The sequence below is a fragment of the Pseudomonas frederiksbergensis genome (genome assembly GCF_003732275.1).
Classification (GTDB): Bacteria; Pseudomonadota; Gammaproteobacteria; order Pseudomonadales; family Pseudomonadaceae; genus Aquipseudomonas; species Aquipseudomonas frederiksbergensis_H.
This window is the reverse complement of sequence record NZ_MOBM01000013.1, coordinates 44843-57780: the sequence shown is the minus strand read 5'-3', so window position 1 is coordinate 57780 and position 12938 is coordinate 44843. Positions and strand designations below refer to the sequence as shown.

Genomic DNA, 12938 nt, shown 5'->3' with positions numbered 1-12938 from the left:
CCAGACACTCCAGGGTTGTCAGGCTAAGCGGCCAAACAAACAAACGTATCGGTCGGCCCGCAGGGCAGAGCCGCCGAAAAAGATGGCGCATTATCCTGTGATTGGGTGCGCCTGTCACTGCGCACGCTCAAGCAGACACCTGAACCACCGAAGTTCGCACGACCGAGGGTTGTCAGGCGCCGGTAGCGAGGTTCAAACTGCGGCCTTTGTCGCTGGCACTGCGACCTGCGTCTTTCTATTTATAAGCAAGCCTCTGCGCGTCGCGCACTTTGACCATTAATTCAGGGACCCGGACATGGAACTGGTTGTAAAAAGCGTTAGCCCGGAAACGTTGAAGACCGCCACGCTGGTGGTCGCCGTCGGCGAAGGCCGCAAACTCGGCGCCGTTGCCAAACAACTCGACGAGCTGAGCGGTGGCACCATCAGTGCCGTTCTCAAGCGCGGCGATCTGGCCGGAAAAGTCGGCCAGAGCCTGTTGCTGCACAACTTGCCTAACCTCAAGGCCGAGCGCGTGTTGCTGGTGGGCGTGGGCAAGGATGAAGAGCTGGGCGATCGCCCGTTCCGCAAAATCATCGCCGGCATCCTCAACACCCTTAAGGGCCTGGGCGGCAGCGATGCAGTGCTGGCCCTGGACGAAGTCGTGGTCAAAGGCCGCGACAGCTATGGCAAGACTCGCCTGCTGGCCGAAACCCTGGTGGACGGCGAGTACACCTTCGACCAGTTCAAGAGCCAGAAAGCCGACCCGCTCTCCCTGAAGAAAGTCACCCTGGTGACCATCAAGGCAGCACAGGCCGAAATCGAACGCGCCGTGGCCCACGCCACTGCGATCGCCAATGGCATGGCCTTCACCCGTAACCTGGGCAACCTGCCGCCAAACATCTGCCACCCGACGTTCCTGGGCGAGCAAGCCAAGAACCTGGGCAAAGAATTCAAGAGCCTGAAAGTCGAAGTCCTCGATGAGAAGAAGATCAAGGACCTGGGCATGGGCTCGTTCTACGCCGTTGGCCAGGGCAGCGCCCAGCCGCCGCGCTTGATCGTCATGCAATACAACGGCGGCAAGAAATCCGAGAAGCCGTACGCACTGGTCGGCAAAGGCATCACCTTCGACACCGGCGGCATCAGCCTCAAACCGGGCGCGGGCATGGATGAAATGAAGTACGATATGGGCGGCGCCGCCAGCGTGTTCGGTACCCTGCGTGCCGTGCTTGAGCTGAAACTGCCGATCAACCTGGTGTGCATCCTGGCTTGCGCCGAAAACATGCCGAGCGGCAACGCTTCGCGTCCGGGTGACATCGTCACCACCATGAGCGGCCAGACCGTGGAAATCCTCAACACCGACGCCGAAGGCCGTCTGGTGCTGTGCGATGCCCTGACCTACTCCGAACGCTTCAAGCCGCAAGCGGTGATCGACATCGCCACCCTGACCGGCGCTTGTGTCGTCGCACTGGGTTCTCACACCTCGGGCCTGCTGGGCAACAACGACGAGCTGATCGGCCAACTGCTGAGCGCCGGCCAATCCGCCGACGACCGCGCCTGGCAACTGCCGCTGTTCGATGAATATCAAGAGCAGCTGGACAGCCCGTTCGCCGACATCGCCAACATTGGCGGCCCGAAAGCCGGCACCATCACCGCCGCCTGCTTCCTGTCGCGCTTCACCAAGAACCTGAACTGGGCGCACCTGGACATCGCCGGCACGGCCTGGACCAGCGGCGGCAAGGACAAGGGCGCCACTGGCCGTCCGGTTCCCCTGCTGACCCAATACCTGCTGGACCGCGCCAAAGCCTGAAACCGATGACCCCGAGCGGTGCCACTTACTAGTGGCGCCGCTCAGGGCTCAGGAACCGCAATGACCAAAGTCGACTTCTATATCCTGCCCAGCGCCGACCCTTCGGCACGGCTGGATTTCGCCTGCAAGCTCACCGAAAAAGCCTGGCGCATGGGCCACCGCATTTACCTGCACTGCAGCGATGCCGTCCAGCGTGACGATCTCGATGCACGTTTGTGGGCCTTCAAGGGCGAAAGCTTCGTGCCCCACGGTCCCGCTGAAAGCGAGCCGGAGGGTTTGATTGTCCTGGGTCTTGGCGATGACTGCGGTCAGCATCAGGATCTGCTGGTCAATCTCGACCTGAAAGTCCCGGTATTTGCCAAACAGTTCGCCCGCGTGGCGGAAGTGGTGGTGGAAGATCCGACGATTCGTTCGGCTGCGCGGGAGAGTTTCCGTTTCTACCGCGAACAGGGCTATCCTCTGCAAGATCACCGTTTACAGCGACTCTGAGCATTCCGATGGACACTCCAAAACCGCAGCAAAATTCCGCGCATCTGCTGGATGACCTCGAGTCGATCCGCCAACTGCTCGGCGATGACAACCTGCAACCGCCCTTGCTGACCGATACGGTCATTGAAGGTGATCAGGAACAGATTCCCATGCTGTTCGACACGGTCGGCAATGCGCCGCAACCGGTCGAAACCACACCACCACCCGCCCCAGCCGCGCAACCGTCGCCTGCCGCCAGTAAAGGCCCCGACGCCCTGCTGCACCTGGACAGCGAACTGCGCGCCGCCGCGCTATTGATCATGCAAGACGTGATCGACGACTTCGCCCCGCACATCGAAACCGAAATCAAACGCCGTCTTGATGCGCGGATGGAACGGTTGCTCAGTCAGTACGAATAAACACCACCCCCCCTGTGGGAGCGAGCCTGCTCGCGATAGCATCACCTCGGTTCCCTGATAGACCGCGGCGCCTGCATCGCGAGCAGGCTCGCTCCCACATTTGATCTGCGCTGTAATTGATCAAGCGCCCTGTCTGCACCTGCTCGCCCTACGCCCCACGCCCCGCTATACTTGCCGGCTTTTCCTGAATAAATGCCAATAGGGTCCCGCCGCGCATGGATAAGACCTACCAGCCGCACGCCATTGAAACTTCCTGGTACAACACCTGGGAGTCTGAGAATTACTTCGCCCCGCAAGGCGCGGGCGAGTCCTACACCATCATGATCCCACCGCCGAACGTCACCGGCAGCCTGCACATGGGTCACGGCTTCAACAACGCGATCATGGACGCCCTGATCCGTTTCCGCCGCATGCAGGGTCGCAACACCCTGTGGCAGCCGGGTACCGACCACGCCGGTATCGCCACGCAAATGCTGGTGGAGCGTCAACTCGAAGCCCAAGGCCAGAATCGCCATGATCTGGGCCGCGAGAAATTCCTCGAGAAAGTCTGGGAGTGGAAGGATCAGTCCGGCGGCAACATCAGCCGTCAGATCCGCCGCCTCGGCTCGTCCGTGGACTGGAGCCGTGAGCGCTTCACCATGGATGACGGCCTCTCGGAAGCGGTTAAGGAAGCGTTCGTGCGCCTGCACGAAGACGGCCTGATCTACCGCGGCAAGCGTCTGGTCAACTGGGACACCAAGCTGCACACGGCGATTTCCGACCTCGAAGTGGAAAACCACGACGAGAAAGGTTTCCTGTGGAACCTGAAGTACCCGCTGGCCGATGGCGCCAAAACCGCTGAAGGCAAGGATTACCTGATCGTCGCGACCACGCGTCCGGAAACCATGCTCGGCGACGCCGCCGTGGCCGTAAACCCGAACGATGAACGCTACAAAGCCCTGATCGGCAAATTTGTCGAGCTGCCGCTGGTTGGCCGCCGCATCCCGATCATCGCCGACGATTACTGCGATCCTGAATTCGGCACCGGTTGCGTGAAAATCACCCCGGCCCACGATTTCAACGACTACGAAGTCGGCAAGCGCCACAACCTGCCGCTGCTGAACATCTTCGACAAGAATGCCAATGTTCTGTCCGCAGCCCAGGTGTTCAACCTGGACGGCACGCTGAACACCGAAATCGACGGCAAGCTTCCAGCCGAATACGCCGGCCTGGACCGTTTCGAAGCGCGCAAACAGATCGTGGCTGCATTCGAATCCGCCGGCCTGCTGGTCAGCGTCGACGATCACGCCCTGAAAGTACCGAAAGGCGACCGCTCCGGCACCATCATCGAGCCGTGGCTGACCGACCAGTGGTACGTCTCCACCAAGCCATTGGCCGAGCCGGCCATCGCTGCGGTTGAAGACGGCCGCATTCAGTTCGTGCCAAAACAATACGAAAACATGTACTTCTCGTGGATGCGCGACATCCAGGATTGGTGCATCAGCCGTCAGCTGTGGTGGGGCCACCGGATTCCGGCCTGGTACGACGAGTCGGGCAAGGTCTACGTCGGTCGCGACGAAGCCGAAGTACGTGCCAAGCACAACCTTGGCCCGGACGTTGCGCTGCAACAGGACAACGACGTACTCGACACCTGGTTCAGTTCGGGCCTGTGGACTTTCTCCACGCTCGGCTGGCCGGAGCAGACCGAGTTCCTGAAGAAATTCCACTCCACCGACGTGCTGGTGACCGGTTTCGACATCATTTTCTTCTGGGTTGCCCGGATGATCATGCTCACCATGCACTTGGTGAAAAACGAAGACGGCACACCGCAGGTTCCGTTCAAGACCGTTTATGTGCACGGTCTGGTACGTGATGGCCAGGGCCAGAAGATGTCCAAGTCCAAGGGCAACGTCCTGGACCCGCTGGACATCATCGACGGCATCGAGCTGGAAGAGCTGGTGCAGAAACGCACCTCCGGCATGATGCAGCCGAAACTGGCGAAGAAGATCGAGAAGCAGACCCGCGACGAGTTCGCCGACGGCATCGCCAGTTATGGCACCGACGCCCTGCGCTTCACGTTCTGCTCGCTGGCGTCCACCGGTCGTGACATCAAGTTCGACATGGGCCGCGTCGAAGGCTATCGCAATTTCTGCAACAAGATCTGGAACGCTGCGCGCTACGTGCTGGACAAGGGCGAAGACTGCGGTCAGAACGGCGAAGCCTACGAGCTGTCCCTGGCAGATCGCTGGATCATTTCGCAGCTGCAACGCACCGAAGCCGAAGTGACTCGTCAGCTCGATCAGTTCCGTTTCGACCTGGCCGCACAAGCCTTGTACGAGTTCATCTGGAACCAGTATTGCGACTGGTACCTGGAACTGTCCAAGCCTGTGCTGTGGGACGAAAATGCACCGGTCGAACGTCAGCGCGGCACTCGCCGCACGCTGGTTCGAGTGCTGGAAGTCGCGCTACGTCTGGCGCACCCGTTCATGCCGTTCATCACAGAAGAAATCTGGCAACGCGTCGCGCCGCTGGCCGGTATCGAAGGCAAGACGATCATGCTGCAACCTTGGCCAGTGGCCAACGAAGCACGCATTGATCAGGGCGCCGAAGACGATATCGAATGGCTCAAGGGCCTGATGCTCGGCACGCGTAACATCCGTGGCGAAATGAACATCGGTCCAGGCAAGCCCCTGAACCTGTTCCTGAAAAACGTCAGCGCCGAAGATCAGCGCCGTCTCACCGAGAACGAAGCGCTGCTGAAGAAGCTGGCGCGTCTGGAATCGATCACCGTTCTGAAGGCCGGCGAAGAAGCACCGCTGTCCGCCACTGCACTGGTTGGCGAGATGGAAGTGCTGGTGCCGATGGCCGGTCTGATCGACAAGGACGCCGAGCTGGCACGTCTGGACAAGGAAATCCTGCGTCTGCAGGGCGAAGTTCAGCGGGTGGGCGGCAAGCTGTCCAACGCCGGTTTCGTCGACAAGGCCCCGGCCGAAGTCATCGAGAAGGAACGCGCCAAACTGGCCGAAGCTGAACAGGCTTTGGGCAAGCTGGCCGAGCAGCATGCGCGGATTGCCAGCCTGTAACGGCAAAGTGCAATGAAAAAGGGAGGCCCGCAACGGCCTCCTTTTTTGTGCCCATCACTTTCCCCCTACACCACAAATCCCTTGTGGGAGCGGGCTTGCTCGCGATGAGGCCATAACATTCAACATTGATGTCGCCTGTTTCGCCGCCATCGCGAGCAGGCTCGCTCCCACAGGGGGATTGCGCTGTTTGTCACAATTGGGTTCACAACGGCTGGATGTGGGACAATACCCGCCACTTTTAGCCATACCCGAATCGACAACGCCCATGAACGCCCCCCGCACACCAAGACCTGCGCGCAAGAAGCCTGACTCTGCTACCCCGGCCAAAGCCGTGGAACCCCGCGAGAAGGCCAGCCTGCATCCGCGCAATCGCCACCAGGGTCGTTACGACTTCCCGGCGCTGATCAAAACCACGCCGGAACTGGCGAAGTTCGTGATCATCAACCCGTATGGCAAGGAAAGCATCGACTTCGCCAGCCCGGACGCGGTTCGGGTGTTCAACCGGGCGCTGCTCAAGTCGTTCTACGGCATTGCCCATTGGGACATCCCGGCCGATTACCTGTGCCCACCGGTGCCGGGTCGCGCTGACTACGTACACTTCCTGGCCGACCTGCTGGCCAGCGTCAACGACGGCGAGATTCCTCGCGGTGCGCCGGTCAAGGTGCTCGATATCGGCATGGGCGCCAACTGCGTCTATCCGTTGATCGGCTACAGTGACTACCGCTGGCACTTCCTCGGCTCGGAAATCGACCCGACGGCCGTGGCCGCCGCCAAAGCCATCGTCCAGTCCAACGGGCTGAACAAAGCCATCCAGCTGCGCCAGCAAAGCAATCCCAAGCACATTCTGCTGGGCCTGCTCGAGCCCGGCGAACGCTTTGACCTGACCATGTGCAACCCGCCGTTCCACGCCTCGATGGACGAGGCAACCAAGGGCAGCGAGCGTAAATGGCGCGCGCTGGGCCGCGCCGACCCAAAACGCAAACTGCCGGTGCTGAACTTTGGCGGTCAATCGGCCGAATTGTGGTGTGAAGGCGGCGAAGCACGGTTTGTGACGCAACTGATCGCCGAGAGCGCGCATTTTCAACACAAAGTGCTTTGGTTCAGCACCCTGGTCTCGAAAGCCTCGAACCTGCCTGCGATCCAGACTGCGCTGAAAAAGGCCGGCGTATTGGAAAGCCAGGTTGTGGAAATGTCCCAAGGGCAGAAGCAAAGCCGATTCGTCGCCTGGACTTTCCAGACTAAAAACGAACAGCAGGTCTGGCGCGAACGTTGGGCGCGTAAAAGCTGAGTAACGGTTGGTCCTGAGCTGCGAAAAATCAAATGTGGGAGCGAGCCTGCTCGCGATGGCGGTGCATCAGTCGACATCATCGTTAACTGACATGCAGCTATCGCGAGCAGGCTCGCTCCCACATTGGTTTAGAGGTGTTGCAGGTCAATCGTCCAAATCGCAGACACAAAAAAACCGTGCCCGGATTGCTCCGGTGCACGGTTTTTTTTAACAAGTCTTACTTGTTAACAGCGTCGGTCAGGCCTTTGGCCACAACCAGCTTGATAACTTTCTTGGCAGCGATTTCGATGGCAGCGCCAGTCGAAGGGTTGCGGCCGGTACGGGCAGGACGCTCAGTCACTTTCAGCTTGCCGATACCTGGCAGGGTGATTTCGCCGCCGTTTTCCAGCTGATCAGCAACGATTTGGCCCAGTTGGTCCAGAGCGTTACGCGCGGTGGTTTTTGGCGCGTCGATAGCTTCAGCGATGTCGGCGATCAGTTGGTCTTTAGTAAGAGCCATGTAATGTTCCTTCCCTATCAAATTCATATGGATTGCAGAGTGCAGTGTCAGCCATCGAGCCCGATCTTCTGGATCTGGCACCCTCGGCCATAACCACGACGAGTCGGGGTTATAGATACCGAAATCAGGGTTTGGTTCGACCTGACAAATGCTGAATGCACGCTTAACGCAGTGACTTCGCGTAAGACCGGGCAAAACTAGCACAGAGACGGGGAAATATCCGCCTCTAGCTACCCATTTGGTCAGCTTTATTGCTCTAAATCGGCAAAAAACTGCATAAGGGCCGGCGGACAGCTGCAAATTGCCCTTGGCACCACGCCAAAACCAGTGGTTGCGGTACACTGAGCGCTTTTTCGGGGGAGCACGCCCTCCTCTCTTCAACCAGCCGAGAAGCCCATGCCGATCCGTCATTGCATCGTCCACCTGATCGACAAAAAACCCGACGGCACACCCGCAGTTCTTCATGCCCGCGATTCCGAACTGGCCGAGTCCAGCGCCATCGAGTACATGCTTGCCGACCTCAACGAGAGCTACAACGCCAAACAAGGCAAGGCCTGGGGTTTCTTCCATGCCGAGTCCGGGGCGCATCCGTTCAGCGGCTGGCTGAAGGAATACCTCGACGGCGGTAAAGACTTCACAGCCTTCAGCCGGGTGGCGGTGGAACATCTGCAAAAGCTGATGGAAGAGTCGAACCTCTCTGTGGGCGGCCACGTGCTGTTTGCTCATTACCAGCAGGGCATGACCGATTACCTCGCCATCGCCCTGCTGCACCACAGTGAAGGCGTGGCAGTGACCGATCAGCTGGACGTGACCCCTTCGCGACACCTGGACCTTGGCCAGTTGCACCTGGCAGCGCGGATCAACGTCTCCGAGTGGCAGAACAACAAACAGTCCAAGCAGTACATCTCGTTCATCAAAGGCAAGAACGGCAAGAAGGTTTCGGAATACTTCCGCGACTTCATCGGCTGCCAGGAAGGCGTCGACGGCCCCGGCGAAACCCGCACCCTGCTCAAGGCCTTCAGTGACTTCGTCGAAAGCGAAGACCTGCCGGAGGAGTCCGCGCGCGAAAAAACCAAGACCCTGGTGGATTACGCCAGCAGCCAGGCAAAAATGGGCGAGCCGATGGGTCTGGAAGAATTGTCCGAGCTGATCGACGAAGAGCGTCCGAAAGCCTTTTACGATCACATTCGCAACAAGGACTACGGCCTGTCGCCTGAGATCCCTGCGGATAAGCGCACCCTGAACCAGTTCCGCCGCTTCACCGGCCGCGCCGAGGGCTTGTCCATCAGCTTCGAAGCGCACCTGCTGGGCTCGAAGATCGAATACGACGAAGAAGCCGGTACGCTGATCATCAAAGGCCTGCCGACCCAATTGACCGACCAGCTCAAGCGACGCAACTGATGCTCGGCGGCGTGTTGAAGAAATGCCTGCTGATCTTGCTGGTGGTCGTTGTTTACCAGAACCGGGGCAAGATCGAGCGGGTGTTTCACCCCTCGCAAGCGGTGTCCGAGCAGACCCAGGCCAAGGCCAATGTCGTGCTCTACGCCACCGATTGGTGCGGCTACTGCAAGCTGACCCGGCGTTTTCTCGACCAGAAGGGCATTCCGTACAAGGAATTCGATATCGGGAAAGATGCCCAGGCGCGCAAAGCCTACGAGGCGCTGGGCGGACGCGGGATTCCGCTGATCGATGTGAACGGGACGTTGATACGCGGGTATGACCCGGACCAGGTTCTTGCTGCGTTGAAATAGCCCTTAAGATCAAAAGATCGCAGCCTTCGGCAGCTCCTACAGGGTGCACACCAATCCCATGTAGGAGCTGCCGAAGGCTGCGATCTTGGCGGATTCCCTATCGCCAAAGCATGTCAGAGAATATCAACGCGCTTCGATGCGAAACCCGAAGCGCGGAAAGTGCACATGCACAACGCCGGCCCGCTCATCCTCGCGACGCAAAATCAATTCTTCGCTACCCGCAAACAACAATTCACCCGCCACAGGATCAACGCCGTAATCGGTCGCAGCGATCACCACCTGCTGACCAACCTCGAACCCGTTTGGCTCCTCAAACTGCTCATTCGGCAACGCAGCCGGTGTGGCGTTGCGCGCGACTTCAAGCGCTTCCTCAGAAGTCATCTCGCTGAACGCGCCATGACCAAACCCCATCACCCGGCCAAACCACGCCGACACGGCCGGATAAGCATCCACCAACGGTGACGTCACGTGCGTCGCTTTGAGGAACCACAACGAGTGGGCCAGGGCAAAGTCGGCAATCGACGGCTCGCCGAACAGGAAGTCGCCCTGTTCGCGCTGAAGCTGCTGCTCCAGCCGCGCCATGATCGTCGGCCACTGATGCCGAGCCTGTTCGGCGGACAACCGTGTGGCGCTGCCACCGCTGAACAATCCGGCGCGATCGGCCAGGAACCCTTTGATCGCTTCCGGCGATAATTTGCCGAAGCGCACCGCCACCGACGCCGGCTGGAACACCAGGCTGACCGCATGCTGGAACACCACCGAATCGGCCCACGCCGCGAAGGTTGCGGTGATCATCTCCTGACCTTCCGGGAAGAACGCCGGCAAGGCTTTTTCCTGTTCCAGGCGACGAGCCATCAACGCGGTGTCGCAATAGACATCAGCACCAATCTGCAATACCGGCGTCTTGCGGTAGCCGCCGGTCAGCGCCGTCAGATCGGGTTTGGGCATCACCGGCGAGATATTCACCGAGCGCCAGGACAGCCCCTTGAAGCCCAGCAGCAAACGGGCCTTTTCGGCGAAAGGGGACGTCGGGTAATGATGCAGAATCAACTCGGACATTACGTAAGCCTCATTTTTAATTATGGCTACAACCTTTAAATACCCAGGCGGCAGCGTTTTCTAAGTCATTCATTTCCACTTGATCTTCTTTCACTACGTCCATCAAGTGTCCACACACTACGACTATCGGATTCAGATTGAGCACTTCAGCCAGGAGCCCCCGCCTGAAGTGATAGATAGCGCTCCAATCTCGCAATACGTCGTTACCTTTCGACGTGGAAAAACGCTTTCTTCGGCCTGAGTCCTCCATGATCCCAAGGTAACATTGCGACAAATAACGAAAACAACGAAGGATCGCTGCGCATGCTCGTGAATGTTGCGCCATTGATTAAAGAAGCAACAGGCCAACAGACGTGGATCGATCTTGCATTGCCCGACCTGAGGACGCTGGCACGGGAGCTTCGCTCAGCCCCGATCGAAGAGGTGAAGAGGGCTGATGATGAGGAGGGAGCCCTACAAATCCTCTTGGCTCACTTCGGTTTTTTTGATGAAGCCCTGCTGGCAGTCACGATTGTGACCCCGATAGGAAATGTGACGGTCATGAGAGACAAACTGGCTCACATTGTCGAAAAACGCCCCGACTCTCGTGAGCGTTACGTTCGACATGCACTGGATACACTGACGGGGCCGTTCGAGATATGGAGAGTACTTTATGACAACAGTGCATACCGCTTGGCGTTCATCAACGCCTACGAGGCCAAAAATGACATGCTCGTCGTTGTGAATGTCAGAGATGGGCACGTCATGTGGAACTTTATGCATGCCCCAGCGAGAGCCATGAACAAGCATCGACAAGGAGAGCTTCTCTACAAGCGTTACGTTCTCGAAGACAAAGAAAAAGGGCAGCTGTAAGGCTGCCCTTTGAATTTGAATCCTGATATTGGCATCCTCAGGAAATGGGATGAAGAGGTCTCACCTTACACCGATGTTGCAGCATCGCTGAGGTACCTACGTCTGCTAAAGCCCTGCAAGGCAGCAGATTTCGCGCTCTTGATCCCATTTTTGATAAAGATGACAGGCATGTCAACTCATTTGTTACCTCATCCGGTCACCCCGTAACGTGCTTGCCAAAGCCCCCCGCGAGCGGATCAACTTTACGGCACTTTCCCTGCGTGCCCCGTCCGCGCGACAATCAATCAAACGTTCAAGGATAGTCCTCTCCACCATTGGGTATACGGCACCGGCCAATCCGCTTGAGTGCCATTGCGACACCTTTCCACGGGCCATATTTGTCAATCGCCAACTGCGCGTAGTGAGAACAAGATGGGTGGAAACGACAAGCTCCCCGCAATCGCTGAGGGGCAGTTTTCTGGTAGAGGCGGATTAGAACCTTTAAAAGAAGTGTAATCACCGAGGCTTACGGAAGGTGATGACGTAGTAATTGGCGAGACTGGCCTTCTTGCCCCTCAACGCATCCAGACAACCTGCGTTCACTTGAACACCGATGGTGTCAATTCGGTAAAACTCCCAACCCGCGTCGGCCTGTTCATTGGCAATGCTCTGAAGGTAAACAGCAGCTTCGTTACCCTTTTCCTTGCTGGCTTGAACCTGAATGTTAGGTGGCACCTGAACCATTTTGTAGTGATACATCGACTGTCCTTAATGACGTAAGTGGCTGTGTGCCACGACGTGCACTCTACAGACAACAATCGCTGATCAGTAGCTTATTGGGCATTTTCAGAAAGAGCTGACACCCACGAAGACAAATGACCTACACCGATGACGTAGCGCTAGCCACCAGACATTCCTTGGCGCTTTTCTTGAGTTTTTTGATCAGGCGTTCCTGGCGCAGTGCTTCGCTTTTGTCGCGACAGACTTCGGTGTAGACCAATGCCACGGCCGGGCTGGACAAGAAGAAGCGCGCGCCTTTGCCGCTTTGGTGGGTGGCGAAGCGGCGGACGGGATCGTCGCTGATCCCGCAGTAGAGCGAACCATTGGCCGCGCGAACGAGGTAGACGAACCAGGGTTTGCTGACGGGCAGCGGCGGTTCGGCGGCAATGACGGAAGATTCGCTCGAGGTGTTCACGTGACGATCAAGGCTTGTAGGAAACAAGCCGCGATCTTATCAGCGACTGGCCTGAAATGCCTTCAGCCCCTTCAAGGCCTGAGCACGAACGGCGTTTCTCACCACCGGCGTCCAACCCAACAACAGCCCTTTGAAACCCAGCGCCTGACGCGACCAGCGCCACAGATCAAAGCTGTCGTGATGCTCACAGATCTTGCCGTCGCGAAACACGAAACGCGCCTGGATGTCGTTGACCACGATATTGCCGGTCTGGCTGAACAGGTAGGTCGCCACCCAATGGGCACCGCCCGTGCGCTCATCGCTGCGCACGTTATCGAAGGTCAGGGAGAAGTCCTTGGCCCGAGTGGTGAGCATGCGCCACATGTCGCCGGCATCGCGCCCACGCAGTTCGCCGAACGCCGGATCAGTGAACACCACGTCATCGGTGTAGCAGGCGCTCATGGCCTCGGCGTCCAGCCGCTGGAAGGCCTGGTAGAACCGGGTGATCAAGGCGTTGTGGGCATCACTCATGGACAGGTTCCCTCTGGATGTGCAAATAGATGCACAAAGTGATTTCGAAAGATTGCCTGCACGATAGTCA

General features: G+C 58.5%; 14 protein-coding genes. 8 read left to right on the top strand and 6 right to left on the bottom strand.

The genetic code is table 11. The annotated features are described in order from the left end of the window. Positions 1-295: 295 nt before the first annotated feature. The 5 genes from BK662_RS11685 to rlmF all read left to right on the top strand — a co-directional run bounded on the left by BK662_RS11685 (position 296) and on the right by rlmF (position 7023). Positions 296-1786, top strand: a complete 1491-nt coding sequence (locus tag BK662_RS11685; RefSeq protein ID WP_123358188.1) for a leucyl aminopeptidase — start codon at positions 296-298, stop codon at positions 1784-1786. A 60-nt stretch (positions 1787-1846) separates the two neighbouring features. Then, on the top strand, positions 1847-2275 hold the full coding sequence (locus tag BK662_RS11680) for a DNA polymerase III subunit chi (protein WP_123358187.1): 429 nt from the start codon (positions 1847-1849) through the stop codon (positions 2273-2275). 8 nt (positions 2276-2283) lie between these two features. Beyond that, complete coding sequence (locus BK662_RS11675; RefSeq protein ID WP_008072054.1) at positions 2284-2673, top strand: hypothetical protein; 390 nt, start codon at positions 2284-2286, stop codon at positions 2671-2673. Positions 2674-2888: 215 nt separating this feature from the next. Further along, positions 2889-5735, top strand: coding sequence for a valine--tRNA ligase (locus BK662_RS11670; RefSeq protein WP_123358186.1), 2847 nt, complete (start codon positions 2889-2891; stop codon positions 5733-5735). A gap of 265 nt (positions 5736-6000) precedes the next feature. Further along, positions 6001-7023, top strand: a complete 1023-nt coding sequence (gene rlmF, locus BK662_RS11665) for a 23S rRNA (adenine(1618)-N(6))-methyltransferase RlmF (protein WP_123358185.1) — start codon at positions 6001-6003, stop codon at positions 7021-7023. Between the two features lie 217 nt (positions 7024-7240). On the opposite strand, the gene BK662_RS11655 is transcribed toward rlmF, so the two are convergent. Continuing rightward, positions 7241-7522 carry an HU family DNA-binding protein gene (locus tag BK662_RS11655; RefSeq protein WP_007905514.1) on the bottom strand — a complete coding sequence of 94 codons (282 nt, stop codon included), beginning with the start codon at positions 7520-7522 and terminating at the stop codon, positions 7241-7243. 396 nt (positions 7523-7918) lie between these two features. Here BK662_RS11655 and yejK point away from each other — a divergent pair, with 396 nt between their 5' ends. After that, positions 7919-8923 carry a nucleoid-associated protein YejK gene (gene yejK, locus BK662_RS11650; protein ID WP_038981666.1) on the top strand — a complete coding sequence of 335 codons (1005 nt, stop codon included), beginning with the start codon at positions 7919-7921 and terminating at the stop codon, positions 8921-8923. After that, positions 8923-9273 (top strand): glutaredoxin family protein, encoded by a 351-nt coding sequence (locus BK662_RS11645; RefSeq protein WP_123358183.1) that lies wholly within the window; start codon positions 8923-8925, stop codon positions 9271-9273. Before yejK ends, BK662_RS11645 begins: the two co-directional genes overlap by 1 nt. Before the next feature lie 123 nt (positions 9274-9396). Here BK662_RS11645 and BK662_RS11640 read toward each other — a convergent pair whose 3' ends face one another. Then, positions 9397-10332 carry a glutathione S-transferase family protein gene (locus BK662_RS11640; protein ID WP_123358182.1) on the bottom strand — a complete coding sequence of 312 codons (936 nt, stop codon included), beginning with the start codon at positions 10330-10332 and terminating at the stop codon, positions 9397-9399. A 303-nt stretch (positions 10333-10635) separates the two neighbouring features. Here BK662_RS11640 and BK662_RS11635 point away from each other — a divergent pair, with 303 nt between their 5' ends. Then, positions 10636-11184, top strand: a complete 549-nt coding sequence (locus BK662_RS11635; protein WP_123358181.1) for a PBECR2 nuclease fold domain-containing protein — start codon at positions 10636-10638, stop codon at positions 11182-11184. 292 nt (positions 11185-11476) lie between these two features. Here the strand turns inward: BK662_RS11635 and yidD are convergent, their stop codons facing one another. The 4 genes from yidD to BK662_RS11615 form a co-directional block, all read right to left on the bottom strand. Beyond that, positions 11477-11683 carry a membrane protein insertion efficiency factor YidD gene (gene yidD / locus BK662_RS11630; protein WP_123358180.1) on the bottom strand — a complete coding sequence of 69 codons (207 nt, stop codon included), beginning with the start codon at positions 11681-11683 and terminating at the stop codon, positions 11477-11479. Continuing rightward, on the bottom strand, positions 11680-11922 hold the full coding sequence (locus BK662_RS11625; protein ID WP_123358179.1) for a DUF4177 domain-containing protein: 243 nt from the start codon (positions 11920-11922) through the stop codon (positions 11680-11682). Before BK662_RS11625 ends, yidD begins: the two co-directional genes overlap by 4 nt. A 121-nt stretch (positions 11923-12043) precedes the next feature. Beyond that, positions 12044-12358 carry a GIY-YIG nuclease family protein gene (locus tag BK662_RS11620; protein ID WP_123358178.1) on the bottom strand — a complete coding sequence of 105 codons (315 nt, stop codon included), beginning with the start codon at positions 12356-12358 and terminating at the stop codon, positions 12044-12046. Positions 12359-12397: 39 nt separating this feature from the next. Then, positions 12398-12868: a nuclear transport factor 2 family protein gene (locus BK662_RS11615; protein ID WP_123358177.1), complete on the bottom strand. Its 471-nt coding sequence runs from the start codon at positions 12866-12868 to the stop codon at positions 12398-12400. Positions 12869-12938 lie beyond the last annotated feature (70 nt).